The sequence below is a fragment of the Streptomyces sp. TSRI0107 genome (assembly GCF_001905845.1).
Lineage (GTDB): Bacteria > Actinomycetota > Actinomycetes > Streptomycetales > Streptomycetaceae > Streptomyces.
The window spans coordinates 30,452-55,352 of record NZ_LIVZ01000005.1 but is presented as its reverse complement, the minus strand read 5'-3'; the positions used below and the strand labels follow the sequence as shown (position 1 = coordinate 55,352).

22 protein-coding genes and 2 tRNA genes are annotated in these 24,901 nt (G+C 71.3%); 8 read left to right on the top strand and 16 right to left on the bottom strand.

What is annotated here, in order from left to right:
• Position 1: 1 nt before the first annotated feature.
• The 10 genes from AMK31_RS14020 to AMK31_RS13975 all read right to left on the bottom strand — a co-directional run bounded on the left by AMK31_RS14020 (position 2) and on the right by AMK31_RS13975 (position 10,038).
• Positions 2–1,381 carry a bifunctional albaflavenone monooxygenase/terpene synthase gene (locus AMK31_RS14020; RefSeq protein ID WP_073940834.1) on the bottom strand — a complete coding sequence of 460 codons (1,380 nt, stop codon included), beginning with the start codon at positions 1,379–1,381 and terminating at the stop codon, positions 2–4.
• The gene (gene cyc1 / locus AMK31_RS14015; protein WP_107468621.1) at positions 1,378–2,475 is read right to left on the bottom strand and encodes an epi-isozizaene synthase; all 1,098 of its coding nucleotides are present in this window, start codon (positions 2,473–2,475) and stop codon (positions 1,378–1,380) included. The genes AMK31_RS14020 and cyc1 overlap by 4 nt, the downstream gene beginning before the upstream one ends.
• 277 nt (positions 2,476–2,752) lie before the next feature.
• The gene (gene def / locus AMK31_RS14010) at positions 2,753–3,403 is read right to left on the bottom strand and encodes a peptide deformylase (RefSeq protein WP_073940832.1); all 651 of its coding nucleotides are present in this window, start codon (positions 3,401–3,403) and stop codon (positions 2,753–2,755) included.
• Positions 3,404–3,523: 120 nt separating this feature from the next.
• The gene (locus tag AMK31_RS14005; RefSeq protein ID WP_073940831.1) at positions 3,524–4,504 is read right to left on the bottom strand and encodes a tetratricopeptide repeat protein; all 981 of its coding nucleotides are present in this window, start codon (positions 4,502–4,504) and stop codon (positions 3,524–3,526) included.
• 116 nt (positions 4,505–4,620) lie between these two features.
• Positions 4,621–5,862, bottom strand: a complete 1,242-nt coding sequence (locus AMK31_RS14000; protein ID WP_107468606.1) for an HD-GYP domain-containing protein — start codon at positions 5,860–5,862, stop codon at positions 4,621–4,623.
• Entirely contained in the window at positions 5,859–7,166 is a 1,308-nt protein-coding gene (locus AMK31_RS13995) for an HD-GYP domain-containing protein (protein ID WP_073940830.1), read from the bottom strand. Before AMK31_RS13995 ends, AMK31_RS14000 begins: the two co-directional genes overlap by 4 nt.
• A gap of 132 nt (positions 7,167–7,298) precedes the next feature.
• Complete coding sequence (gene rsrA / locus AMK31_RS13990; protein WP_073940829.1) at positions 7,299–7,601, bottom strand: mycothiol system anti-sigma-R factor; 303 nt, start codon at positions 7,599–7,601, stop codon at positions 7,299–7,301.
• On the bottom strand, positions 7,598–8,293 hold the full coding sequence (locus tag AMK31_RS13985) for a sigma-70 family RNA polymerase sigma factor (protein WP_198948493.1): 696 nt from the start codon (positions 8,291–8,293) through the stop codon (positions 7,598–7,600). Before AMK31_RS13985 ends, rsrA begins: the two co-directional genes overlap by 4 nt.
• A gap of 277 nt (positions 8,294–8,570) precedes the next feature.
• Positions 8,571–9,221 carry an alpha/beta hydrolase family protein gene (locus tag AMK31_RS13980; protein WP_241842648.1) on the bottom strand — a complete coding sequence of 217 codons (651 nt, stop codon included), beginning with the start codon at positions 9,219–9,221 and terminating at the stop codon, positions 8,571–8,573.
• Between the two features lies 1 nt (position 9,222).
• On the bottom strand, positions 9,223–10,038 hold the full coding sequence (locus AMK31_RS13975; protein WP_073940828.1) for an SOS response-associated peptidase: 816 nt from the start codon (positions 10,036–10,038) through the stop codon (positions 9,223–9,225).
• Between the two features lie 51 nt (positions 10,039–10,089).
• Between AMK31_RS13975 and AMK31_RS13970 the strand changes: the two genes are divergently transcribed.
• The 4 genes from AMK31_RS13970 to AMK31_RS13955 all read left to right on the top strand — a co-directional run bounded on the left by AMK31_RS13970 (position 10,090) and on the right by AMK31_RS13955 (position 13,716).
• The gene (locus AMK31_RS13970) at positions 10,090–10,803 is read left to right on the top strand and encodes a M50 family metallopeptidase (RefSeq protein WP_073940827.1); all 714 of its coding nucleotides are present in this window, start codon (positions 10,090–10,092) and stop codon (positions 10,801–10,803) included.
• A gap of 95 nt (positions 10,804–10,898) precedes the next feature.
• A complete protein-coding gene (gene aroA, locus AMK31_RS13965) occupies positions 10,899–12,236 on the top strand; it encodes a 3-phosphoshikimate 1-carboxyvinyltransferase (protein ID WP_073940826.1) in 1,338 nt (445 codons plus the stop codon).
• A 10-nt stretch (positions 12,237–12,246) separates the two neighbouring features.
• Positions 12,247–13,257 carry a ribosome small subunit-dependent GTPase A gene (gene rsgA / locus AMK31_RS13960; RefSeq protein WP_073940825.1) on the top strand — a complete coding sequence of 337 codons (1,011 nt, stop codon included), beginning with the start codon at positions 12,247–12,249 and terminating at the stop codon, positions 13,255–13,257.
• Positions 13,258–13,392: 135 nt separating this feature from the next.
• Positions 13,393–13,716, top strand: a complete 324-nt coding sequence (locus AMK31_RS13955) for a DMT family transporter (protein WP_073940824.1) — start codon at positions 13,393–13,395, stop codon at positions 13,714–13,716.
• 6 nt (positions 13,717–13,722) lie between these two features.
• Here AMK31_RS13955 and AMK31_RS13950 read toward each other — a convergent pair whose 3' ends face one another.
• Positions 13,723–14,331: a TetR/AcrR family transcriptional regulator gene (locus AMK31_RS13950; RefSeq protein ID WP_198948492.1), complete on the bottom strand. Its 609-nt coding sequence runs from the start codon at positions 14,329–14,331 to the stop codon at positions 13,723–13,725.
• Between the two features lie 816 nt (positions 14,332–15,147).
• Here AMK31_RS13950 and hisN point away from each other — a divergent pair.
• Together hisN and AMK31_RS13940 are read left to right on the top strand one after the other, a co-directional pair.
• Positions 15,148–15,948, top strand: a complete 801-nt coding sequence (hisN, locus tag AMK31_RS13945; RefSeq protein WP_073940823.1) for a histidinol-phosphatase — start codon at positions 15,148–15,150, stop codon at positions 15,946–15,948.
• A gap of 163 nt (positions 15,949–16,111) precedes the next feature.
• A complete protein-coding gene (locus AMK31_RS13940; protein ID WP_073940822.1) occupies positions 16,112–16,531 on the top strand; it encodes a CBS domain-containing protein in 420 nt (139 codons plus the stop codon).
• A 90-nt stretch (positions 16,532–16,621) separates the two neighbouring features.
• Here AMK31_RS13940 and AMK31_RS13935 read toward each other — a convergent pair whose 3' ends face one another.
• Complete coding sequence (locus AMK31_RS13935; RefSeq protein WP_073941274.1) at positions 16,622–18,076, bottom strand: catalase; 1,455 nt, start codon at positions 18,074–18,076, stop codon at positions 16,622–16,624.
• Between the two features lie 155 nt (positions 18,077–18,231).
• Here AMK31_RS13935 and AMK31_RS13930 point away from each other — a divergent pair, with 155 nt between their 5' ends.
• Positions 18,232–18,648 carry a Fur family transcriptional regulator gene (locus AMK31_RS13930; protein ID WP_073940821.1) on the top strand — a complete coding sequence of 139 codons (417 nt, stop codon included), beginning with the start codon at positions 18,232–18,234 and terminating at the stop codon, positions 18,646–18,648.
• A 139-nt stretch (positions 18,649–18,787) separates the two neighbouring features.
• Here the strand turns inward: AMK31_RS13930 and AMK31_RS13925 are convergent.
• From AMK31_RS13925 to AMK31_RS13910, 4 genes are all read right to left on the bottom strand, one after another.
• A tRNA-Met gene (locus AMK31_RS13925) sits at positions 18,788–18,861 on the bottom strand.
• A 61-nt stretch (positions 18,862–18,922) separates the two neighbouring features.
• Entirely contained in the window at positions 18,923–20,782 is a 1,860-nt protein-coding gene (locus AMK31_RS13920) for a tetratricopeptide repeat protein (RefSeq protein WP_073940820.1), read from the bottom strand.
• 205 nt (positions 20,783–20,987) lie between these two features.
• Positions 20,988–21,061: transfer RNA gene (locus tag AMK31_RS13915), tRNA-Met, on the bottom strand.
• A 43-nt stretch (positions 21,062–21,104) separates the two neighbouring features.
• Positions 21,105–24,050 carry a UPF0182 family membrane protein gene (locus AMK31_RS13910; RefSeq protein ID WP_073940819.1) on the bottom strand — a complete coding sequence of 982 codons (2,946 nt, stop codon included), beginning with the start codon at positions 24,048–24,050 and terminating at the stop codon, positions 21,105–21,107.
• A gap of 162 nt (positions 24,051–24,212) precedes the next feature.
• Here AMK31_RS13910 and AMK31_RS13905 point away from each other — a divergent pair, with 162 nt between their 5' ends.
• Positions 24,213–24,758, top strand: coding sequence for a PPA1309 family protein (locus AMK31_RS13905; protein ID WP_073940818.1), 546 nt, complete (start codon positions 24,213–24,215; stop codon positions 24,756–24,758).
• Positions 24,759–24,901: the final 143 nt, after the last annotated feature.

Sequence of the window (24,901 nt, the reverse complement as noted above, 5' to 3'; positions counted from 1 at the left end):
CTCACCTCGGTACGGGCTTCAGCAGCAGCCGCTGCGGACGGAGGGTGATGCCCACGCGGGTGGCGTCGTCGGAGCCGGCCACCTGCTCGAACCGGTACTTCGTCGCGATCGCCGCGGTGATGAGCGACAGCTGGGCCATCGAGAAGTGGTCGCTCGGGCACTTCCGATTACCCACACTGAAGGGGCTCATGGCATATTTCGGCACGTCCTTGGCGCGTTCCGGAAGCCATCGGTCGGGGTCGAACTCGAGGTGGTCCGGGTACGAGTGCGGATCGCGCTGGATCGCGTACGGGCTGTACACGATGTCGGCTCCGGCCGGAATGCGATAGCCGCCGAGCGAGGTGTCGGTGACCGCCCGCCGGGTCAATATCCAGACGGCCGGGCGCAAACGCATCGCCTCGACGACGACATTGTTGGTGTGCCGCAGCTTGCGGACGTCCTCGAATGCCACCGGACGGCCATCCGTCACGGATTCAACTTCTTCCCTGACCCGGTCCGCGTGTTCCGGATGTGCCGCGAGCACCTGGAGCAGCCACATGATCGTGGAGGCCACGGTTTCGCTTCCGGGGGTGAGTATCGCCACCACCTGATCGTGGATCTCCTGCTCCCCGATGGGGTCGCCATTCTCGTCCTTCGCCTCCAGCAATGCCGTCAGCAAATCGTCCGGCTTTTGACCGGATGCCCGGCGCTCGGCGATGATCTCGTCGACGAGCAGATGCAAATCGGCCAGCGCCCGGTTGAATTCCCGGTTGGCCGGCAGCGGCAGCCGGTACAGGGGCCCCAGCGGGACGACCATCCGCCGGTACATGCCCTGGAAGACGACCGCGAGCGCGTTGCACAGCCGCTCGGCGCGTTCGTCCATGTACTCGCCGCGCAGCAGGCAGCGGGCCGCGATCCGCACGGCCACCCGGAAGGACTCCGAGGTGCAGTCGATGGTCTCGCCGGGCCGCCAGCGGGTGGTCAGCCCGTGCGCCTCCTCCTCCATGATCGGCCCGTAGGCGGGGATGGCGTCGAGCCGGAAGGCGGGCTGGATGGTGCGGCGCTGGCGGCGGTGCCGGGGGCCGTTGGCGGTGGCCACGCCCTCCTTGCCGAGCAGGCCCTCCAGGGACTCCCACAGCGGCCCGTCGATCTTGAAGTCGGGGCTCAGCGCGAGGGCCCCGGTGAGCGCCGGGGTGGTGACCGCGTAGACGGTCTTGGGTCCCAGCTTCAGCCGGACGACGTCCCCGTGCTCACGCAGCCGGGACATGAAGGCCAGCGGGTCGCGGACCAGCTTCAGGCCGTGCCCGAGGAGTGGTACGGCCCCTCCCGCGAGGGGTGGTTCGCGCAGCTGCGACGCCTGGGCGGCCGCGGAGGTCGGGGGCTTCACGGACTCGACGGTCATTTCTCACCTGCCGCTTCGTTGTTGACGTACGGGGGTGTGGACCGGTCCTCCCAGCTGTCGACCCGGTACCGGCCGGACTCGTGGTGGAACCAGTAGACGGAGCTGAACCAGTTCCGCATATTCGCGACGCAGGACCGCACGGCGGCGCTCAATTCCTTTCCCTGTACCGTGCCGTCGGCCAGCTCGTCGGCGAATCGCAGGGCGTCCCGCTCGGCGACGAGAAAGTCGGCTATGCAGTTCTCGATCCGGCGCCGTATTTCGGCGACCGCCGTTTCCAGGCTCATTCCCTGATGGATGACGAGACTGATGCCGAGATTGTGGACCTCATCGCCCGCGATTTCCTTGGGCAGCGAGCAGAGGTCGTTGTACCAGGCGGCGAATTCCTGGCTCAGCAGTGCCGCCTGCCGGAATGCCGGGTGTTTCCGTACCTCGTCCGGGAGTTGACGTCCCGCGCTCGGCTCCAGCAGATCGGTCCAGATCCAGTGCGCGAAAGTGAGGCGGCGCAGTTCCAGATACTCCTCGACCGTGGGGACCAACCCCCCGGCACGGTTGCGGAATTCCCGGTCGTACGCCTCGATCACCGCGTGGAAGTGCCGGGCGAACCGCGCGTTCCACGTTCCCGGTGCGTTCCACGTTCCCGGCAGGAAGGAGTACAGCCGCAGCACACTGTCGGCGAACCCCGCCACCAGCGGGTCCTCGTGGTGCAGATGGTCCTTGGGGGAGTCGAGTGCCGTGTGCAGCCGGGACCGCAGCCGGCTCCAGGCGAGCGGACGGCGGTGGACGATGTCCCGGTCGTGGCGGTCGTCCCAGACGAAGAACCACGCGCTGAAGTCCGCGATCGCCTGCATGACCTCGTCCGGGGCGCCGACGTAGTACCCCGCCATCAGGTCGGTGTAGCACAGGCCGTCGGCATATTCCGCCACCTTGTCCGCCGACATGAGCCGTTTTTCCAGGAGCCAGGCACGAGTCTTCTCCTGGAGCCTGGGCCAATACGGGTGCAATTGCCTGGGAAACGCCGCCTCGATCACCGGAAGTGCGAGCGACGGTGGAACGGCGACCGCGGTCGCGGTGGTGCTGTGTGGGAAAGCAGGCACGAACAAACCCCTCTCAGCCGCCGGTTGGCGCACGCCTCTCCGTCGTGCCGGGCGTGCGCCGTTGCGTAATCCCGCACTTACCATTCAGCACCACAACTGACCGTTCTGGGAACGGATTTGCTTCACTCACTACCCCATACTGCCGAGACACCCCTCTTGCGTGACTGGTTCTGGATCACTAAGGAAGGGACACGGTCGAACGTGCGACGGACAGACGAACGGCGCCCGACCGGGAAGGGAAGCCCGGTCGGGCGCCGTACGGATGAGGCGGACGAGGTCAGTCGTTCGCGACCACGGGGTAGCGGGGCTCGTTCTCGGCCATCTGCCGCAGCGCGTCCTTGCGGTCCCGCTTCGACAGCCGGTCGATGTACAGGTAGCCGTACAGGTGGTCGGTCTCGTGCTGCAAACACCGAGCGAAGTATCCGGTGCCCCGCACCTTGATCGGGTTGCCCTTCTCGTCCTGCCCGGTCACCTCGGCGTAGTCCGGCCGGGCGAGCGGCATGTACGCGGTCGGCACCGACAGGCAGCCCTCGTTGCTGTCGTCGAGGCGGCGGTTCTCCGCCGGCAGCTCGACCAGCTTCGGGTTGCAGACCACGCCGACGTGGCGCACGCCCTCGTCGTCCGGGCAGTCGTAGACGAAGACCTTCAGATCGACGCCGATCTGGTTGGCGGCCAGGCCCACGCCCTCGGCGGTGCGCTGGCTGGCGAACATGTCCGCGACGAGCTGCTGGAACTCGTCACCGAAGTCGGTGACGTCCTTGCACTCCTTGTGCAGCACGGGGTTGCCGACGACCGTGATCGGCCGCGAGGTACCCCGCCCGCGCCACTCGGCCTCCCGCTCCTCGCACTGCTCGGTGTCGATGACGAAGCCCTCGTCGTCCACGGGGAGCACGCCCACGTGCTGCTGATCGGTGTCCTGCTGCGCCATGACCGACGTATGCCTTCCTAGAAAAACAGGGTGGTGATGCTGATACAGGGTACGGGTGACGCCGCGAGGGGCGCGGGGAACTGCGCGATCAACCCCCACTACGGAGATCCGGCAACGGCGCTAGCAGACCTCTTCGAGGTCCCGCCAGTCACGAGAGTCCGGGCTGTCCGCAACCCAGCCGTCCAACAACCCCCTGACCAGCGAAGCCGGCGCAGCCACCCCGCACTCCCGCTCCGGCACCCACAACTGCCCGTCCGTCCGATGCCCCAGCGGCCCCGGATGCCCCGGCTCACTGTGATCGTGGGGATCGAGGTGCTCCCCGTCCCCCTCGTCCGCCGGCATCCGCGACTCCGAGCACATCCGGCACAGCAGCCGCACCGACGACGACCAGTCCTCCGCGGCGAACCCGGCGTCCGCGGCCAGCTGCTCCAGCGCGTCCCGGTCCGCCTCGGTGGCCGCCTCCAGCAGCACCACCCAGGTCGGCACCGGCGACGGCGCCCACAGCTCGATCTCGTCGAACACCGGATAGGAGTGCCCCACGGCTGTGGTCCGCTCGCCGTGCGGCACCCCGTCGTGCAGTACGACCTCGCCCCAGCGCCGCCCGGACGACGGCAGCGGAATGGACAGCACCTCTATGCGCGCGGGGTCCAGCCGCCGCCCCCACACCACCTCGGCCTCGCCCTCGGGCGACAGCCGCACGGCCGCGCTGCCCAGGTCCATGCCGACGGGTTCCCCGTTGTCGGTGGCGCCGCCGGGCACCTGGAGTCCGTACGCCTGCCAGGCCCGCCGGGCCAGCGGCCAGTCCTGGAGGGCGGTGGCGGCGATGCCGACGTTCCACCAGTCGGGCGCCCCGGCCTCCCGGTCCAGCAGCGCGACGGCCCGCAGGCCGGCCGTGCGGGCCTGCTCCCAGTCGTGCCGGAACTTGTGCAGCAGGGCCAGGTTGAACCAGGACTCGGACAGCCAGGGCTCGAGGTCGGCGGCCCGTGTCAGCAGCGCGCCCGCGTCCTCGTACCGGCCGTCGCCGATCAGCGTGAACGCACGGTCGGTGGCCTGCCGCCAGGAGGCGGAGGGCCGGTGCCGTCCCTTGCCGAAGATCCTCACGATTCCCGCCTGCCAGTTTTGTGGAGTGGGCCGGCTGTGCCCCCGGACAGCCTCTCGGACTCCCTCTCCTTCGCATCCAACCACGTACGCCTGGAGAGGCGCTCATTACCCATGGGTTACCCACCTGCGGGCAGGGTCAGACAGTCCCTGGACAGCACTCGGGCCAGGGCTTCGACCACCTCCGGGGCGTACTCCCCGGCCGTCGCCAGCCGCAGTTCCTCCAGCGCGGTCAGCGGCCCGCCGGGCCCCGCGGACCGCGCCTTCTCCTCGTAGGCGTTCACCACCCGCACGATCCGCGCGGCGAGCGGCTGCTCCGCGCAGGCGTCGGCCTGCCGCTCCACCACCTCCGCCACCCGCCGGTCCACCCCGGTCTGCCGGACGACGGCCCCGCCCAGCAGCGCGATCCGCCGCTGTTCGGCGGCGGGCAGTACGGCGGTGGCCCCGGCCGGCACCGGGTCGACCAGGCTCAGCTGCCCGATGTCGTGCATCAGGGCCGCGTACTCCAGCACGGTCAGCTCGCTCCCGGACAGCCCCAGGTCCCGGCCGACGGCCCGGCTGAGCGCGGCCACCCGGTGGGCGTGCCCGGCCGGGGTGTACCCGGCGATCTCGGTGGCGCGCGCGAGGGAGGCGATGGTCTGCCGGTAGGTGGCGCGCACGGCGGCGTACCGGCGGACGGAGACCTGGGTGAGCAGCAGCGGCACGCAGAACACGGGCAGCGCCCACAGCCCGGCGACGGCCACCGCGAGCGCGATCACGGCCCCGGTCGCGCACACCGCGGACCCCACTCCGGACATGGCCCGCAGCCCGTCCCGCAGCAGCGGCACGAACGGCCAGTCGGTACGGGCGTGCGCCAGCGCGGCGGCGAGCACGGCGTCGCATAGCGCGGTGAGGGAGAGCAGCGCGATCAGCAGCAGCGCGTAGGCGGTGCCGGTCCAGTCGTCGAACACGCCCCGGTTGTAGAGCGGTTGGAAGCAGGCGGCGGCGAAGGCGACGGTGAGCACCCGGCGCGCCAGATGGTCGTACATCGGGCCCCGGCCGCGCGCGATGTGCGGGACGCAGCCGAGCAGCGAGGCGGCGACCACGACCGTGAGGACCTGGGCGGCCCCGTGCCCGGTGGGCCGGCCCGCGTTCTCCCCGAGCAGCGCGTACGACAGCGCCCCGGCGGCCCCGAGCGGCGCCGCCTCCCTGACCCGGGCGGCCCCGGTCCACCGGCTGAGTTCGCCGAGCGTGATCAGCGCGCCGAAGGCGAGGGCGACCCCGCGTTCCGTCATCCCGGTCCAGAGGGTGACGGCGAGGGAGACGGCGGCGACGAGGGCGGCGCTGGTGTGGATGAGGGTGCGGGGCAGGGCGGCGGTCATCGGCGCGCCCCCTCCTTGCCGGGGACGGGCGCGGCGGGCGGCCGGGGCGCCGGCATCTCGTCCGCGGTGACCGCCGGATGCCAGCCGTACCGGGTCAGGGCCTGCGTGAGGGCCGCCACCATGCGCGGGTCGAAGTGCGTCCCGGCGCACCGCTCCAGCTCGGCCAGCGCGGCCTCGACGGGCCGGGCGCGCGCGTAGGACCGGGTGGAGGTCATCGCGTCGAAGGCGTCGGCGACGGCGACCACCCGCGCGGACTCCGGGATCTGGGTGCCGACGAGCCCGTAGGGGTATCCGCTGCCGTCCAGCCGCTCGTGGTGGTGGAGCACGGCGGCCCGGGCCTCACAGAGGAAGGAGATGCCCCGCACCATCTCGTGCCCGTACTCGGGGTGCAGCTCGATGATCCGCCGCTCCTCGGGCGTCAGCGGCCCGTCCTTGCGCAGCAGCCGGGTGGGTACGCCGAGCTTGCCCACGTCGTGCAGGATCCCGGCGAACCGCAGCACCTCGACGCGGTCGTCGGGCATGCCCAGCTCGCGGGCGATCATCATCGAGGCCTGTCCGACGCGTTCGCTGTGGCCCCGGGTGTATCCGTCCTTGATGTCGACGGCCTGCACCAGGGCCCGGATGGTGGCCCGGTGGGCGGCCCGCTCCCGGTGGTACTGGGCGAACGCCCACCACGAGACGCACATCGGCAGCAGCACGAGCAGCGAGGCGGTCGGCCCGTAGGGGCTGCGCCACAGCACGGCCATCATCAGCCCGGCCAGCCCGTGCACCCCGAGCGGGGCGAGCGAGCGCGCGAACAGGCCCCGCCAGGCCCGGCGGGCGGGCACGTGCTCGGCGAGCACCAGGACACCGCCGTCGAGCAGGGCGAGCGCCGCGCAGAACGCCAGCACGCCGCCCGTGGCGGGCAGCAGCGCGTACGGGAAGTCGGCGGTCGCGACGGCCGCCCCGCCGCCCAGCGCCCGGAACACCTGTGCCGAGGCCCAGACGGCGAGGACCAGCTCGGCGGCCCGCCAGATCCGGCGGAGCGCCGCGGGCCGCTGCTCGACCCGGGCCGACAGCGCCCCCGGCAGCGCGACGAGCGCGGCGGCGGGCGGTGCCAGCAGGAAGGCGCCGGCGAGGAGCACGGGGTAGCAGGTGCCGGAGAACCTCCGGCCGGCGATCTGCTCACCACCCGCGTAGAGGGCGGCCAGCAGGGCCGTCGCCCACCAGGGCGGCCCTGCGGCGGACAGCGGCGCGAGACAGCACAGCGCGCCCAGTGCGACACCGGCGACGTACACCCGGGCCCGTGCCGGAACCGCCTCCATGACGCCGCCCCTCCCCGCCCCCGTTCCTGCCTGTTTCGGGCTGGGAGCCTAGGGCGGCGAGGGGGAGGGTGCGGACCGATGGTCCGCCGATTAGCACGTTCGGGTGACGGCGGCCGGCCGCCGGGAGGAGGCTCAGGACTCCTGCGGTGTGGCCGTCACGTCGTGCTCGGGCACGGCCTGCCCGGAGCGGATCATGTCGATGCGCCCCATGACCTTGGCGCGCAGGTCGGTCGGCACCTCGTCATGCCCGCAGCACCGCTTGACCAGCTTCTTCACGGCCTGCTCCAGCCCGTACTTCTCCAGGCACGGGGAGCACTCCTCGAAGTGGTGCTGGAACTTGTCCCGGTCGACGGGCGGCATCTCGCTGTCGAGGAACTCGTACAGGTGGTCCAGGACCTCACTGCAGTCCGTCTCGTGCGGCTCTCCGCAGCTCATGAGCCCGAGCCTTTCGCTTCGTCCGACTTACCGGCGCCGGCCGGGACCAGCCCGCGCTCGCGGGCGTAGTCCTCGAGCATCCCGCGCAGTTGACGGCGGCCCCGGTGCAGCCGGGACATCACCGTACCGATGGGTGTCCCCATGATGTCCGCGATCTCCTTGTACGCAAAGCCCTCTACGTCGGCGAGATACACGGCGATGCGGAATTCTTCCGGGATGGCCTGGAGCGCTTCCTTCACGTCCGAGTCGGGCAGGTGGTCGAGCGCCTGCGACTCCGCGGAGCGCAGACCCGTCGACATGTGCGACTCGGCACGGGCCAGCTGCCAGTCCTCGATCTCCTCGGCCGCGCTGCGCTGGGGTTCACGCTGCTTCTTGCGGTACGAGTTGATGAACGTGTTCGTGAGGATCCGGTACAGCCACGCCTTGAGGTTGGTGCCCTCGCGGAACTGGTGGAAGGACGCGTACGCCTTCGCGTACGTCTCCTGCACCAGGTCCTCGGCGTCGGCCGGGTTGCGCGTCATGCGCAGCGCGGCCGAGTACATCTGGTCGAGGAATTCGAGCGCGTCCCGCTCGAAGCGCGCGCTGCGCTCCGCGGTCGTCTCCGTGCTCGCGTCCGCGCTGATGCCCTGGCCCTCGGGCAGCTCCGCCTGGCCGTTGTCGGTCCCTGCGTCGGTACCGCTGACCGGACCCACCTCCTCAAAGTTCCGGACGGGACCCAAAAAGGTCCCACTGGAATCGGAGGATAGACGACCCACCGTCGGGGACGCCTGTCGATCCGTTCCGCCCGCCGCGCGAAGCGGTGCCGTCTTGGCCGCGTGCAGCACCGTCCAGTCCAGGTCAGCGCGGCTGCTGCGGCTCGGGCAAAAGGTCGAACCCATGCGGCGGACTTCCTCTCCTACGACGTCGGTGCTGGTCGTCAGCACTTCTGTCCGCTGCAACAGCGGTCACCCGCCGGTCATTCCCGGCGCGTCACCCGAGTGCGCCGGTCCACTTCACGACCGCGTCGGTGACGACCGCCAGGGCCTCGTCCTGGTCCAGCGGCGCCCGCTTCGGCACCGCGAGGCCGTGATCGGCGTACGGCACCTCGACCAGTTCGAAGTCCCCGTCGGGGAACTCCGCCGGCTTCCCCCACGGATCGTTGCCGCCCTGCACGACCAGCGTGCGCGCCCCCGCCCCCAGCAGCTCCTCGGCGCGGGACTTCTCCGGCTTGCCCGGCGGGTGCAGCGGGAAGGCGAGCGCCAGCACCCCGGCCGCGCCCAGCTCCGTGGCGGTACGGCAGGCCACCCGGGCGCCCGCGCTCCGCCCGCCGGAGACCACCGGCAGCCCCGGCGCGCTCAGCGCGGGCCAGACGCCCCGCCAGCCGGTGTCCAGCGTCTTCGGCGCGGGCGCCATCTTCTTCCCGGCCACCCGCCACGGCTGCTCGACGAGGGCCACGGTCACGCCGTGCCCCGGCAGCACCGCCGCCAGCGCCCGCAGGTCGCGGGCGTCGACGCCGCCGCCCGCGCCGTGGCTGACGGCGAGCACGAGACGGGCCTTCGCCGCCCGGCGCCAGGTGATGCGGGCGGTTCCGGCGTCGGTCTCGACGAGCTCGGTGATCTCGGTGGTCTCAGTCCTGGTCACATCAGAAGAGTGTGCCCTCCTCGGGCCCCTCCAGCTCCTTCAGCAACTCCGGTCCGTTGTTGCGGACGTTGCTGACGGCCGTGGTCACCGGGTAGGCGCGCATCAGGCCGGGCGGCGGCGGGGCGAGCAGGGCGCGCAGGTCCTCGGGCTCGGTGCGGGACGGGTCCAGCCAGGCGTCCCAGCGGTCCGGGGTGAGCATCAGCGGCATCCGGGGGTGGATGTCGGCGAGCACGTACGGGCCCTCGGCGGGCGCGACGGCGAGCGGGTCGGTCTCCGCCTCGGTGGTGATCACCGAGCAGGTGACCCACCAGGCCTGCGGGTGGTCGTCGGGCAGCGTGCGGTCCCGCCAGAACTCGTACAGCCCGGCCATCGCGAAGACCGAGCCGTCGGCGGGCAGCACGAAGTAGGGCTGCTTGCGGGGCCGCTTCCGCTTGCCCTCGGCCTCCAGCTCCCGCTCCTGCTTGCCGGTGACCCACTCGTAGTAGCCGTCGGCGGGCACGATGCAGCGCCGGGTGGCGAAGGCGCGGCGGTAGGCGGGCTTCTCGTGGACGGTCTCCGCGCGGGCGTTGATCATCCGGGCGCCGCCCTCGGGGGTCTTCGCCCAGGACGGCACCAGGCCCCACTTGAGCTTGCGCAGCTGGCGAACCGGGCGCGGGTCGTCGGCGTCCTTCAGAGGACGGTCCAGGACCGCGTAGACCTCCTTGGTCGGCGCCACGTTGTAGTCGGGTGCCAGGGTCTCCTCCGGCTCCCACTTCTCGACCTCGAAGACGCCCGCGAGATCCTCGGGCCTACGACTCGCTGCAAACCGTCCGCACATACGTGCCACACTGCCAGACTCCGCACGACGAGAGGGAGCGCTCGAGCAATCATGGACAGCACCACCGCCGCCTCCCTCTGGGACGAACTCGTCGGCACCCAGCCCGAGCCCGACCTGTGGGTGGTGATCGCCACCCTGGTCGCCGCCCTCGCCGTCGTCGTCCCCCAGGGCCTGTGGCGACTCGCCCGCAACGCGATCACCATCGCCCACGAGGGCGGCCACGGCCTGGTCGCCCTGCTCACCGGCCGCACCCTCACCGGCATCCGGCTGCACTCCGACACCAGCGGCCTCACCGTCAGCCGCGGCAAGCCGTACGGCCTGGGCATGATCCTCACGGCCGCCGCCGGCTACACCGCGCCGCCCCTGCTGGGCCTGGGCGGCGCGGCCCTGCTGGCCTCCGGCCGCATAACCCTGCTGCTGTGGCTGGCGACGGCCCTGCTGCTGGTGATGCTGGTGATGATCCGGAACGCCTACGGGGTGCTGACGGTGGTGCTGACGGGAGCCATGTTCGTACTGGTGTCCTGGCTCACAGGGCCCCAGGTGCAGTCGGCGTTCGCGTTCGCTGTGGTCTGGTTCCTGCTGCTGGGCGGAGTGCGCCCGGCGTTCGAGCTGCAGTCGAAGCGGCGGCACGGCGGAGCGCCCGATTCCGACGCCGACCAGCTGGCGAGGCTGACGCACGCGCCGGCCGCGGTGTGGCTGTTCCTCTTCCACGCGGTGTCGCTGTGCTCGCTGATCGGCGGCGGGCGGTGGCTGCTGGCCCTGTGACGGCCGGCGGCGGGGGCGCGAGGCCGTACCGCGCGGGGCGCGACCAGCCACAACGGCGCCGCACCCGAACAGCGGCCTCCTTATAAAGTGGCCCTATGGCCCACGAAGCACACCCCGCCCTCTGGCCCGCCCCCCACGCGAGCGGAGCCGTCGACGCGACGGTCCACGTGCCGGGGTCCAAGTCGGTCACCAACCGCGCCCTCGTGCTCGCCGCGCTCGCCTCGGAGCCGGGCTGGGTGCGCCGCCCGCTGCGCTCCCGCGACACCCTGCTGATGGCCGGTGCCCTGCGGGCGATGGGCGTGGGGATCGAGGAGACCGTGTCGTCCAGCTCGGTCGGCGCCGGGGCCGGTGACGTCACGGGCGAGGCCTGGCGGGTGTTCCCCACGGGGCTGCGCGGCCCGGCCACGGTCGACGTCGGCAACGCCGGCACGGTGATGCGGTTCCTGCCGCCGGTCGCCGCGCTCGCCGACGGCCCGGTCCGGTTCGACGGCGACCCGAGGTCGTACGAGCGTCCCCTGCACGGCGTCATCGACGCGCTGCGCGTCCTGGGCGCCCGGATCGACGACGACGGGCGGGGCGCGCTGCCGCTGACCGTGCACGGCGGGGGCGCCCTGGACGGCGGCCGGGTCGAGATCGACGCGTCCTCGTCCTCGCAGTTCGTGTCGGCGCTGCTGCTGTCGGGGCCGCGGTTCAACCAGGGTGTGGAGGTGCGGCACGTCGGTGCCGCGCTGCCCTCGCTGCCGCACATCCGGATGACGGTGGAGATGCTCCGCGCGGTCGGCGCCCAGGTGGACACCCCCGAGTCGGGCGGCGAACCGAACGTGTGGCGGGTCACGCCGGGTGCGCTGCTCGGCCGTGACCTGACCGTCGAGCCGGATCTGTCCAACGCCCAGCCGTTCCTCGCGGCGGCCCTGGTCACCGGTGGCAAGATCCTCGTCCCGGACTGGCCGGCCCGGACCACGCAGCCCGGTGACCGGCTGCGCGAGATCTTCACCGAGATGGGCGGTTCCTGCGAGCTGACGGAACAGGGTCTGCGGTTCACCGGTTCGGGGGCCATCCATGGCATCGATGTCGACCTGAGCGAGGTCGGCGAGCTGACCCCGGGCATCGCGGCGGTCGCCGCGCTCGCCGACTCCCCCTCGACACTGCGGGGCGTAGCGCATCTGCGGCTGCACGAGACGGACCGGCTGGCGGCCCTCACCAAGGAGATCAACGAACTCGGCGGCGATGTCACCGAGACCGCCGACGGTCTCCACATCCGCCCGCGCCCGCTGCACGGCGGCGTCTTCCACACGTACGAGGACCACCGCATGGCCACTGCCGGCGCGATCCTCGGCCTGGCGGTCGAGGGCGTACAGATCGAGAACGTGGCGACGACGGCGAAGACCCTCCCGGACTTCCCCGAGCTGTGGACCGGGATGCTCGGGGCATAGGGACATCGCGATGCGCCGCTACGGCAAGCACACCGACGAGGACGACATCCGCAGCCGTCCCAACCGCAAGGGCAACCGGCCGCGTACGAACATCCGGCCCAAGCACGAGGACGCCGCCGAGGGCATGGTCCTCACCGTCGACCGGGGCAGGCTGACCTGCCTCGTCGAGGACCGGCCGGTGGTCGCGATGAAGGCCCGTGAACTGGGCCGCAAGGCGGCCGTGGTCGGCGACCGGGTCGCCCTGGTCGGCGACATGTCCGGCAAGAAGGACACCCTCGCGAGGATCGTCCGCATCGAGGAGCGGTCCTCGGTCCTGCGCCGCACCGCCGACGACGACGACCCGTACGAGCGGGTGGTCGTCGCCAACGCCGACCAGCTCGCCATCGTCACCGCCCTCGCCGACCCGGAACCGCGCCCGCGGCTGATCGACCGGTGCCTGGTGGCGGCGTACGACGGCGGACTCACGCCGCTGCTGGTGATGACGAAGTCGGACCTCGCCCCGCCGGACAAGCTGCTGGAGCTGTACGGCGACCTGGACATCCCGTACGTGGTCACCAGCCGCGAGGAGCTGGAGACCGGCGGCGCGGCGGACCGGGTGCGCGACCACCTGCGGGGCAAGGTCACCGCGTTCGTCGGGCACTCCGGGGTCGGCAAGACGACCTTGGTCAACGCGCTGGTGGCGAAGGAGCGGCGACGGCTGACCGGCCATGTGAACGCGGTGACGGGCCGCGGCCGGCACACCACGACCTCGGCCCTGGCCCTCCCCCTGCCCGACGCGGACGGCTGGGTCGTCGACACTCCGGGCGTACGGTCGTTCGGCCTCCACCACGTCGACCCGTCCCGGGTGATCCACGCCTTCCCCGACCTGGAACCCGGCACCGAGGGCTGTCCGCGCGCGTGCAGTCACGACGAGCCGGACTGCGCGCTGGACGACTGGGTGGCCGAGGGCCACGCCGACCCGGCCCGCCTCTACTCGCTGCGCCGGCTGCTGGCCACCCGGGAGCGCCGGGAGGGCGACTGACCTCCGCATTGTTTGCCTGGCAGCGGGTCCGGTAAGGGCATAATCGCACCGAGCCGGAAGCAAGCTCGACCAAAGTCGGGCAATGCGGTCACAGTGCGCAACGGGGTTACACGGGGTCGTACAGGAGGACAGCACATGGCGTGGCTGCTGGTCATCGTGGCCGGGTTGCTCGAAACCGGTTTCGCCGTCTGCCTCAAGCTCTCGCACGGCTTCACCCGCCTGTGGCCCACCATCGCCTTCGCCGCCTTCGCCCTCGGCAGCTTCGGCCTGCTGACCCTCGCCCTGCGGAAGCTGGACGTCGGCCCGGCGTACGCGGTGTGGACCGGCATCGGCGCGGCGGGCACCGCGATCTACGGCATGGTCTTCCTGGGCGACGTCGTGTCCACCCTGAAGATCGTCTCGATCAGCCTGGTGATCATCGGGGTGATCGGTCTCCAGCTGTCGGGCTCGACGCACTGAGCGGCGTCAGACCGGCTGCCGGTAGAGGACACCGCGCACCAGACCGGCGACACCCCCCTCACCCGGCGGGGCCGCCACACAGGACAGGGCCAGCCGGACCACCAGCTCGCAGCAGCGCGCCGCCTCGGCGGCCTCCGCCTTGTCCTCGCCTGGCCCGCAGACCACGGCGACCGCGCGGTCACGGACCAGGGCCACGAAGTCGCCGGGCGACGGCAGCGGCCCGTCCGCCCGCCGCTGCGCCGGGACGGCCGAGGTGGACGGTACGGCGGTCAGCGCCAGGGCGGGCAGCCGCTCGCTCCAGCAGCCGGTGAGCAGGGCACGCGCGAGCGCGTTCTCCCGGGCGGCCTCGGCGATCCACTCGGCGGTGGCGGCCAGCCGCTCCCGGGGCTCGGGGTGCGCGGCGAGCGCCCGCTCCACCCCGGCGAGGAAGCCGTCGGCCTCCCGCCGCACCAGCGCCCGCGCGAGGCCGTCCTTGCTGCCGAACTCGTTGTACAGCGTCTGCCGGGACACCCCGGCCGCCGCCGCCACGTCCACCATCCGCACCGCCGACCACGGCCGGCGCGCCAGCGCCGTGTAAGCGGCGTCCAGCAGGGACTCCCGCGCTGCAGGCATCATCGCCTCCCTCGCCGGCAACCGACTCTGCGCACAGATTTGACGCCCCCCAAACCACTGTCAAGGTCTCACGCAGGCACAAAGGGGTTCACCCGCCACCCGTTCGAACGGCGGCCCCCAACACACCCCACGAAGACCACGCACGCCCCCTTGCCCGAGCAGCGCACGCGACCCCTCCCCCAGCAACGCCCACCACCAGCCCGTGGCAAGCCGCGCGTGCGGCCCTCACCCAGGCAGAGCAGGCCACCGGCCCACCCGGCCGCGACCGCCCCTCCAGGCCATGCGGGCAGCCATCGCCCAAGCAGCGCACGTCACCGGCCTACCCAAGCCGCGGGCACGAGCGAACCCCCTCCAGGCCACGCGGCAGCCCTCGCTCAAGCAACGCACCTCATCGCTCCGCCCAGCTGCGGGCTGCGCGGCCCCCGCAAGCCGCGCGTGCGGCCTCCGCCGAGCTGGGCGCCTCTCTCAAGCAACCCGCACCACCCCTCCCCCTCCCAGCGGCGCGCGCACCGCTTCACCAAGCTGCGGGACCACCACTCCGCCCAGGCGCGGGCAGCACGCACGCCCCTCCGTGCCGCGCACGCGGCCCCCGCCCGAGCAACGCGCGCCCCCGCTCCCCCCAGACAGCGCGCACCACCCCTCCCCCCAAGCGCGGTCCGACATGCCCGCCACAGCCGCAGGCATTCCCCCCAGGGCCGCGCGGCCGACATCTCCTCGGCACCGGGGCGCGCGCCCCACCCCCGCCCGCCCCGCCGCCGGTCACAGCGCCCCAAGGTCCCGTGTGGCCCCGTACCGCCGACGCCAGATACGGTTCCTCACATGCCGGACTACCTCGACGACCTCCGCCTCGCCCACGTCCTCGCGGACGCCGCAGACGCCGCCACCATGGACCGCTTCAAGGCTCTCGACCTCAAGGTGGAGACGAAGCCGGACATGACCCCGGTCAGCGAGGCGGACCGGGCCGCCGAGGAGCTCATCCGCGGCCAGCTCCAGCGCGCCCGCCCCCGCGACGCGATCCTCGGCGAGGAGTACGGCGTGGAGGGCACCGGCCCCCGCCGCTGGGTCGTCGACCCGATCGACGGCACCAAGAACTACGTCCGCGGCGTCCCCGTCTGGGCCACTCTCATCTCCCTGATGGAAGCCGGCGAGGGCGGCTACCAGCCCGTCGTCGGCGTGGTCTCCGCCCCCGCGCTGGGCCGCCGCTGGTGGGCCGCGAAGGGCCACGGCGCGTTCACCGGCCGCAGCCTGACGAAGGCGTCCCGCCTGCACGTCTCCCGTGTCGGCAAGCTCGCGGACGCCTCCTTTTCGTACTCCTCGCTCTCCGGCTGGGAAGAGCAGGGCCGCCTCAACGGCTTCCTGGACCTCACCCGCGAGGTGTGGCGCACGCGCGCGTACGGCGACTTCTGGCCGTACATGATGGTGGCCGAGGGCTCCGTGGACATGTGCGCGGAACCCGAGCTGTCACTGTGGGACATGGCGGCCAACGCCATCATCGTCACGGAGGCCGGCGGCACCTTCACCGGCCTCGACGGCCGCCCGGGCCCGCACAGCGGCAACGCGGCCGCGTCGAACGGCCTCCTGCACGACGAGCTCCTGGGCTACCTGAACCAGCGGTACTGAGCCAGCACTCACAGGCGGGCGCGTCCGAGCTTCACGCGCCCCCTTGTTGACCCTCTCTTTGCCTGCCACTCTGAGAGTCCCCCCACTTGTGCATTTGTGAATCCCTGAACAATCCCCGGCCCGGGGCTTCATCAGGGGTTCCCTTAGGAGGTGGCTCCCGCCCATGCTCGTCCGCGACGCCATGAGCACCGTGGTCCTCACCATCGGCCCCACCCACACCCTCCGCCAGGCCGCAGCCCTGATGTCCGCCCGCCGGGTGGGCGCGGCCGTGGTCCATGACCCGGACGCCGGCGGCATCGGCATCCTCACCGAACGCGACATCCTCAACTCCGTGGGCCTCGGCCAGAACCTGGACACGGAGTGCGCCCACGCCCACACCACCACCGACGTCGTCTTCGCCGCACCGGCGTGGACCCTGGAGGAGGCGGCCCGCGCCATGGCGCACGGCGGCTTCCGCCATCTCGTCGTCCTGGACCGCGACGAGCCGGTCGGCATCGTCTCGGTCCGCGACATCATCCGCTGCTGGGCCCCGGCCCGGCGGCAGGCATCCACCGCACCCGCCGCACCCGCCGTACCCGCCTGACCCGCCCGACCCCGCACAGACCAGCGGGCCGAGCCCCCGAAGGGACCCGGCCCGCTGTCCACGGCAAGCGATCCAGCGCTGGTTGGTTGTTCAGCCGCGCAGGGCCTGGACCGCGGCCTCCAGCCGCTTGCCGAAGTCGGCGTCCGCGTTGCGGAAGTTGCCGATCGCGCGCTCGATGATCTCCTCACGCGAGACCTTGGCGATGAAGCCCGCCAGGTTGCCGATGAGCCGCTCCTGCTCGTCCGCGCTCATCAGGCGGTAGAGGTTGCCCGCCTGGACGAAGTCGTCGTCCTCGGCGTGCCGCGGCGTCGGGTGGTTGCCGGTGCCGCCGGCGAACCCGTCGAACGGCTGCCACAGCGGACGGCCGGTCTGGGCCGGGCCGCCGAAGCTGTTCGGCTCGTAGTTCTTCGCGGCGCCGTGCCGGCCGTCGTACAGGAAGCCGTCCCGCGAGTTGGTGTTCGCGACGGTGGCGTGCGGACGGTTCACCGGCAGGTGGTCGGCGTTGATGCCGACGCGGTAGCGGTGCGCGTCGCCGTAGGCGAACAGGCGGCCCTGGAGCATCTTGTCCGGCGAGGGGCCGATGCCGGGCACGAAGTGCGCGGGCGAGAAGATCGACTGCTCGACCTCGGCGAAGACGTTCTGCGGGTTGCGGTTGAGCTCCAGCTTGCCGATCTCGATGACCGGGTAGTCCGCGTGCGGCCACACCTTGGTCAGGTCGAACGGGTTGAAGCGGTAGGTCGCCGCGTCGGCCGCCGGCATGATCTGCACGCCCACGGTCCAGCTCGGGAACTCCCCGCGCTCGATGGCCTCGCGCAGGTCGCGCTGGTGGGAGTCGGGGTCCTCACCGGCGAGCTTGTTGGCCTCTTCCTGGGTGAGGTTCTTGATGCCCTGGTCGGTCTTGAAGTGGTACTTGACCCAGAAGACCTCGCCGGCCTCGTTGTTCCACTGGTAGGTGTGCGAGCCGAAGCCGTCCATGTGGCGGTACGAGGCGGGGATGCCGCGGTCGCCGAACAGCCAGGTCACCTGGTGGGTGGACTCGGGCGAGAGGCTCCAGAAGTCCCAGACGTTGTCCGCCTCGGTCGAGCCGGTGTACGGGTCGCGCTTCTGGGTGTGGATGAAGTCCGGGAACTTGATCGCGTCGCGGATGAAGAACACCGGGGTGTTGTTGCCGACGAGGTCGTAGTTGCCCTCTTCGGTGTAGAACTTCAGCGCGAAACCGCGTGGGTCGCGCACGGCGTCCGCGGCGCCGAGGTTGCCGGCCACGGTGGAGAACCGCAGGAACGTCTCGGTCTGCTTGCCGACCTCGGAGAGGAACTTGGCACGCGTGTACTTCGTGACGTCGGCGGTCACCGTGAAGGTGCCGTAGGCACCGGCACCGCGCGCGTGCACGACACGCTCGGGGATGCGCTCACGGTTGAAGTGGGCCAGCTTCTCGAGCAGCAGCTGGTCCTGGACGAGCACCGGGCCGCCGACGCCCGCGGTCTCGCTGTTCTGGTTGTCGGCGACCGGAGCACCGGCCTCCGTGGTGAGCGGTCCCTGAGTCACGTCCGCGCCCTTCATCAGTCTTACCTGTCCCTTGGCTAATGCCGATCTCGATCCTACAATAGACAATGTCTAAGTCAAGTAAGCCTCCAACTCCGGTGGGGCTCCAACTTCACACCCATTCGGGACCTAGGTCCCTTGCTGTTAGGCTGGTCTCCATGAGCGACCTTCTTGATCGACTGCGCGGACGCGGATGGCGGATGACCGCGCAGCGCCGCGTTGTGGCCGAGGTCCTCGACGGCGAGCACGTACACCTCACGGCCGACGAGGTCCATGCCCGAGCCGTCGCCAAGCTGCCCGAGATCTCCCGGGCGACCGTCTACAACACCCTCGGCGAGCTGGTGTCCCTCGGCGAGGTCATCGAGGTCTCCACCGACAAGCGCGCCAAGCGGTACGACCCGAACGCGCACCGGCCGCACCATCACCTGGTCTGCGCCCAGTGCGGCTCGATCCGCGACGTCCACCCCACCGGCAACCCGCTGGCCGACCTCCCCGACTCGGAGCGCTTCGGCTTCACGGTGTCGGACGTCGAGGTGACGTACCGCGGCGTCTGCCCGAACTGCGCGGCGGCGTAGCGCACGGCGCACCCAGAACGACCGAAGGCCCTGGCGTATGCGTACGCCAGGGCCTTCCTCGTTTCCGCGATCGCCCCCATGGGGCCGACAAACGCACCGAGGGCCGGAACCCTTTCGGATTCCGGCCCTCGGCCTTCAGTAGCGGGGACAGGATTTGAACCTGCGACCTCTGGGTTATGAGCCCAGCGAGCTACCGAGCTGCTCCACCCCGCGTCGGTGAACTCAACATTACGTCAACGCTGCCACCAGAAGCAAATCCCTTCCCGGTGCCCCCTCAGGCCGACAGTTCCTCCAGCAGCGCGTCCCGCAGCCGGGCCGCCCGCTCGGCCACCTCCCCGGGCCCCAGCGTCACCGCGAGGTCGGCCCACCGCTGCCCCTCCAGCAGCTCACCGCGACGCGCGTAGACGAGGGCGAGCCGCAGCGCCGCCCGTCCGTGCCCGTCGTCGGCGGCCCGCTTCCACCACAGGACCGCTTCCGGCTCACTGCCCTCGCGGGCGAGCAGCAGCCCCAGGTTGAACGCCCCGTTCCGCGATCCCGCCTCGGCCGCCTCCCGGTACCAGCGGGCCGCCTCCACGACATCGCCCCGCGCCGCGGCCAGCATCCCGACCCGGACCTGCGCCCGCCGGTGCCCCTGGGACGCGGCCCGCTCGTACCACTCCTCGCATTCGGTCCGGCGGTGCACCGGCTCCCCCAGCTCGGGCCCCGCCCCGGCGGGCTGCCGTGCGTCGAGCACGGTCGCCAGCCGGTACGCGGCCTCCGCGCTACCGCCGCCGGCCGCGCACCGCAGATGCCGCTCGGCCTCCTGCTCGTCCCCGTCCCGCAGCCGCGCCATGCCGACCTGGAGCGCCGCCTCGGTGTGCCCGGCGGCGGCCGCCCGCTCGTACCACCGCAGGGCGGCGGCGTCCTCGCCCCGCCCGGCGTACAGGATGCCCAGGTTGAACGCCGCGTCCACGCTGCCGGCCTCGGCGGCCTTGGAGAACCACGGCTCCGCCCCGGTCTCGTCCCCGCCCTGGAGCAGCAGGATCGCCAGCGCGTTCGCAGCCTCCCGGTGCCCTGCGTACGCCGCCCGCCGGTACCACTGCTCGGCCTGCGTGGTCCGGCCCTGCTCGGCGCAGAGCAGCCCCAGGTTGTACGCGCCGTTCACGTCGCCCGCGTCCATCGCCGCCCGGTACCAGCGCTCGGCGGTCTGCGTCTGCCCGCGCTCGGCGTGCAGGGCGCCCAGCGCGTTGGCCGCGTTGCCGTCGCCCTCCTGGGCGGCCCGCAGCCACCACACGGCGGCGCTCTCCTCGTCGCCGGCATCACGCAGCAGGAACCCGAGCGCGCACGCGGCCCGCGCCTCGCCGTCCTTGGCGGACGTCAGGTACCAGCGGCCGGCCTCCTTCAGGTCGCCGCGCCGCTCCAGGATCGCCCCGAGGTACAGCGCGGCCCGCCGGTGTCCGCGCGCGGCGGCCTGCCGGTACCACTGCTCGGCCTCCTCCGCCGCCCCGGCCGCGACTTCGACCCCGGCACCGCCGGGCCCGCCGGCACCGGACCCGACACCGTTGTCACCCTCGGTGTCCCCCGAGGCGGAGGCCCGCCGGTCGAGCGCCCGCGCCAGCCGGTACGCCCCCTCGCGGTGCCCCCGCTCGGCGGCGGCCCGCATCCACTTCTCGGCCTCGGCGTCGCCGCGGTGCTCCAGCAGGTCGGCGAGCGCGTACGCGCCCAGCGCGTGCCCCTGCTCGGCGGACTGGCGCAGCCAGTACTCGGCGGCGGGCTCGTCCCCGCGCTCCCGGTGGTGCCGCCCGAGCGCGTGCGCGGCGGCGGCGGACCCGGCGACGGCGGCGATCCGCCACCACCCGGCGGCCTCGTCGGGGTAGCCCCGCTGATGGAGCAGGACCCCGAGGTTGTTCGCGGCGGCACGGTCCCCGGCCGCGGTGGCGGCACGCAGCTGGGGTTCCGCTCCGTCGAGATCACCGCGGCGCAGCAGCATGGCCCCGAGAACGCTCATCGCCTCGACGTCGCCGGCCTCCGCGGCGAGCCGCTGCCGCGCCTCCTCGGCGGCCTCGGCGGCCTCGTCACGGGTTTCCTCCTGGCCACTCGGCTGCACAAATCGCCCTGTCTCGAACAGAGTTGCCATGTCCCCCATAACGTCCATCGTCGCACCACCCGCAACCCGGGTACACCTGGTATACCGCAGCCAGTGAGGTCACTTCAGCGTTTTGTCGACATGCCCACAGAGAGACAAGTCAAACACACTTCTCCCAACTCCCCACGGCGGCGCGGCGGTCGAGAACACCGGCACATGAGTTCGCACATCACGAAGGCCCGGATCCTTGAGGATCCGGGCCTTCGGTTTTCAGTAGCGGGGACAGGATTTGAACCTGCGACCTCTGGGTTATGAGCCCAGCGAGCTACCGAGCTGCTCCACCCCGCGCCGTTGTTCCTCAACCGTACCACGGCGCGGAGGGAGCATTTGATCAGCTACTGGCGCTGGGCTTCGGACTGGGACTGGCGTCACCGCCGCCTTCACCGCCGCCGCCACTGCCGCCACCGGTCTTGTCGGTCTGCGACTGGGCCTCCTCGGCACGCTTCAGCGCGTCCTCGAGGTCCTCCTGCGCCCGGCCGTACGCCTCCCAGTCGCCCTTCTGCAGGGCTTCCTGGCCGGCCTCGAACGCCTTCTGGGCGTCGGAGAGCGCGTCCTCGACCGTCGGGTTCTCGGCGGTCGGCGGCGGAGGCGTGGTGCCACCGCCCTCTTCCTCGGGTGGCTCGGGGGCCGAACCCTCCGCTCCGAAGACCTTGTTGAGGGCTTCCTCGAGGGTGTCCTCGAACGCGGTGTTGCCGCCGTAGGTCACCAGGACCTTGCGCAGCAGCGGGTACTTCAGCCCGCCACCGCGGACGTAGACCGGCTCCACGTACAGCAGTCCGCCGTCGAGCGGCACCGTCAGCAGGTTGCCGTACTCGACCTCCGAGTCACCGCCTCTCAGCAGCCTGATCGACTCGGCGATGTCCTGTTCGGAGTTGAACTGGCTCTGCACCTGCTTGGGTCCGGAGACCGTGGTGCTCGTCGGCAGTTTCAGGACTCTGATCTGGCCGTAGCCGCTGGTGCCGGCCTCCGCGTCGACCGCCATGAACGCGCTCAGGTTGTCCCGGCCGTTGGGCGTGAAGGTGGTCGTCAGCGAGAACGCCTGTTCCTTCTGGTCGGGCATCTTCATGCTCAGGTAGTACGGCGGCACCGCGTCGCCCGTCTTGTTGGTCGGGTCGTCCGGCACCTGCCACACCTCGCTGCCGCTGAGGAACGTCTCGGCGTCCTTCACGTGGTAGCGGGTGAGCAGTTCGCGCTGCACCTTGAACAGGTCCTGCGGGTAGCGCAGATGGGCCATCAGCTGCTCGGAGATCGCGCTCTTCGGCTCGACCGTGTCCGGGAACGCCTTCATCCAGGTCTTGAGGACCGGGTCCTGGGTGTCCCACTCGTAGAGCTTGACCTCGCCGGTGTACGCGTCGACGGTCGCCTTCACCGAGTTGCGGATGTAGTTGACCTGGTTCTGCTGGGCGACCACCGCGCGGGAGTCGTTGGTCGCGGTCAGCGAGTCGGCGGTGGTGTCACCGAGCGTCGTACGGGAGGCGTACGGGTAGCCGTTCGTCGTCGTGTACGCGTCGACGATCCACTGGATCTTGCCGTCGACGACCGCCGGGTAGGCGTCGCCGTCGATGGTCAGCCACGGGGCGACCGCCTCGACGCGCTCCTTGGGCGTGCGGTTGTACAGGATCCGCGAACCCTCGCCGATGGCGCCGGAGTAGAGGATCTGCGGCTCGTTGAGCGCCACCGCGTAAGCGGCCCGGTTGACCGGGCTGGAGAGGTTGACCCCGCTCTTGGCCTCGTAGCTGTAGGTCTTCTCGCCGCTGTCGTCGGAGTAGTCGATCTCCTTCTGGGGACCGCCGACGATCGAGTACGTGGTGGTCTTCTCGCCGTAGTAGACCCGCTGCTGGTACGTCCCGAGGTCGCCCTTGGACGGCAGGTCGGACTCGGTGAAGACCGGACGGCCCTCGGAGTCGGCGGTGGTGCCCTTGGCGGCGACCACGCCGTAGCCGTGGGTGTAACGGAAGTGGTTGTTGATCCAGTTCTTCTTCGGGATGCCGGCCAGGTTCAGCTCGCGCAGACCGATGACCGTGTCCTGGTCCTTGCCGTCCTTGTTGTAGCGGTCGACGTCCAGGTTGGTCGGGAACGCGTAGTAGTTCCGCATCTGCTGGAGCTGCTGGAACGTCGGCGAGACGATGTTCGGGTCCATGATCCGGATGCTCGCCGCGCTGTCCGCGTCGTCGCGCAGCTCGGTCTTGTCCTCGGTCTTGCTCGTACCGGGGTAGTCGCTGACCTTGGTCCCGTCGATGCCGTAGGCCTCACGCGTGGCCTTGAGGTTCTTCTCGACGTACGGCGCTTCCTTGGCCTGCTCGTTCGGCTGGACCTGGAACTTCTGGACGATCGCCGGGTACAGACCGCCGATGAGGATCGCCGAGAGGACCATCAGGCCGAAGCCGATGACCGGCAGCTGCCAGGTGCGCCGCCACAGGGTGGCGAAGAACAACAGGGCGCAGATGACGGCGATGCAGAACAGGATCGTCTTGGCCGGCAGATAGGCGTTCGCGTCGACGTACCTCAGGCCGGTCCAGTTGTCCGTCGCCTTGAAGTCGCTGGACTTCACCGCGAGGCCGTACCGGTCGAGCCAGTAGGCGACCGCCTTCAGGGCGACGAAGATGCCGATGAGCACCGACAGATGGCCGGTGGCGGCGGCCGTGGCGCGGGCGCCGGGGCTGGTGACGCGCAGTCCGCCGTACAGGTAGTGGGTCAGCGCGGCGGCGATCACGGAGAGGATCGCGGCGGCGAAGCCGAAGCCGAGCAGGAACCGGTACCAGGGCAGGTCGAAGGCGTAGAACGCGACGTCCAGGTGGAACTGCGGGTCCTTCGTGCCGAACGGCACGCCGTTGACCCACATCAGCCAGGTCCGCCACTGCCCGGACGCGGACGCGCCGGCGATCAGGCCCACCAGGGCCGTGATGCCGAACAGCAGCCACTTCTTGTAGGGAGCGATGCCCATCCGGTAGCGGTCGAGACTCTGCTGCTCCATCGACATCGCGCTCAGCGGCGGCCGAAGCCGGTGCGCCAGCCAGATGTTGAAGCCGACCGCCAGGGCCATGAGCAGGCCGAAGACGAAGAAGAGCCCGATCTTGGTCCACAGGGTGGTGGTGAAGACCGAGGAGTAGTTCACCGAGCGGTACCAGAGCCAGTCCGTCCAGAAGCCCGCGAACATGGTGAACGCCATGCCGAGCACGGCAAGGACGCCCAGTGTCATGAGCAGGGTCCGGACACGCCGGGACGGGCGGCCCACTCTGATCCGTGGCCCCGTCGGGCCTCCGCCGCGGTCCGGCATCTGGAAAGCCAAGGTGGCACCTCGAAAGTCGCTGTTGGTAGGTCAGGCCCCCGATTTCGCGGGCCGTGGCAGGGCCCCGTGATCGTAGGCCCTCACCTATGCAACTTACTCACGCTTTACTCGGTTCCCGATTCCGGGCCGGAACCAGGCAGGATTGTGACCATGTCCAACACTCCCATGGCGGCGAGCCCGCTCACCCGGGCCGTACTCGAGATCGACGAGTACGCCTCCGGCCTCGGCTGGGACCAGCCCGCCCGCCTTTTCGCCCTTGTAGACACCGCGCGGCTGCGGGCCCAGGAGCCCGCCCTCGCGGCGCAGCTCGGCCTGGCGGACGAGCAGGAGAACACCGCCGCCCTGACCCCGATCGAGCAGGACGAGATTCCAACGGACAAGGCGCTCGACGAGTTCCTGGCCACCATCGCCTGGCCCGACGCGGTGGCCGGCTGCGCGCTCACCGTGGAGCGCCTGATGCTGCCGCCGTCCGCGGAGGCCCAGGTTCCGCAGGACCTGGACGAGGCCGCGCTGGCGAAGTGGGTGGCGAAGCACCCCGAGCGCCAGGAGGTCCGGATGACGGTCGCCGTGCTGCGGGACGGGGCCCGCGAGTCCGCCCTGCGGCTGCGCGAGAAGGACTCGGCGACCGAGGTGCTCACCGGCTCCGACCTGGTGCCGGGGCTGGCGGAGGCGCTGGCGGCGACGTTCGAGGACTGAGCGGACCGGGGTCCTAGGGGGTGTCTCGTCGATCAGGCCGGATCAGGGAGCGGCGTCTGGTGCCGTGCATCGCAAGGCGGAGGAGGGAGCCGATGCGATGGGGGTCCCCCCTGCTCGAGCGGAGCCGAGAGCTTGGGGGAATC

Excerpts from the sequence above, each read along its gene's own strand:
- AMK31_RS14020 (WP_073940834.1), bottom strand. The coding sequence starts at position 1,381 with ATGACCGTCGAGTCCGTGAAGCCCCCGACCTCCGCGGCCGCCCAGGCG.
- def (WP_073940832.1), bottom strand. The coding sequence starts at position 3,403 with ATGGCGCAGCAGGACACCGATCAGCAGCACGTGGGCGTGCTCCCCGTG.
- AMK31_RS14000 (WP_107468606.1), bottom strand. The coding sequence starts at position 5,862 with ATGACCGCCGCCCTGCCCCGCACCCTCATCCACACCAGCGCCGCCCTC.
- AMK31_RS13995 (WP_073940830.1), bottom strand. The coding sequence starts at position 7,166 with ATGGAGGCGGTTCCGGCACGGGCCCGGGTGTACGTCGCCGGTGTCGCA.
- rsrA (WP_073940829.1), bottom strand. The coding sequence starts at position 7,601 with ATGAGCTGCGGAGAGCCGCACGAGACGGACTGCAGTGAGGTCCTGGAC.
- AMK31_RS13975 (WP_073940828.1), bottom strand. The coding sequence starts at position 10,038 with ATGTGCGGACGGTTTGCAGCGAGTCGTAGGCCCGAGGATCTCGCGGGC.
- AMK31_RS13970 (WP_073940827.1), top strand. The coding sequence starts at position 10,090 with ATGGACAGCACCACCGCCGCCTCCCTCTGGGACGAACTCGTCGGCACC.
- aroA (WP_073940826.1), top strand. The coding sequence starts at position 10,899 with ATGGCCCACGAAGCACACCCCGCCCTCTGGCCCGCCCCCCACGCGAGC.
- rsgA (WP_073940825.1), top strand. The coding sequence starts at position 12,247 with ATGCGCCGCTACGGCAAGCACACCGACGAGGACGACATCCGCAGCCGT.
- AMK31_RS13955 (WP_073940824.1), top strand. The coding sequence starts at position 13,393 with ATGGCGTGGCTGCTGGTCATCGTGGCCGGGTTGCTCGAAACCGGTTTC.
- AMK31_RS13950 (WP_198948492.1), bottom strand. The coding sequence starts at position 14,331 with ATGATGCCTGCAGCGCGGGAGTCCCTGCTGGACGCCGCTTACACGGCG.
- hisN (WP_073940823.1), top strand. The coding sequence starts at position 15,148 with ATGCCGGACTACCTCGACGACCTCCGCCTCGCCCACGTCCTCGCGGAC.
- AMK31_RS13940 (WP_073940822.1), top strand. The coding sequence starts at position 16,112 with ATGCTCGTCCGCGACGCCATGAGCACCGTGGTCCTCACCATCGGCCCC.
- AMK31_RS13930 (WP_073940821.1), top strand. The coding sequence starts at position 18,232 with ATGAGCGACCTTCTTGATCGACTGCGCGGACGCGGATGGCGGATGACC.
- AMK31_RS13920 (WP_073940820.1), bottom strand. The coding sequence starts at position 20,782 with ATGGACGTTATGGGGGACATGGCAACTCTGTTCGAGACAGGGCGATTT.
- AMK31_RS13910 (WP_073940819.1), bottom strand. The coding sequence starts at position 24,050 with ATGCCGGACCGCGGCGGAGGCCCGACGGGGCCACGGATCAGAGTGGGC.
- AMK31_RS13905 (WP_073940818.1), top strand. The coding sequence starts at position 24,213 with ATGTCCAACACTCCCATGGCGGCGAGCCCGCTCACCCGGGCCGTACTC.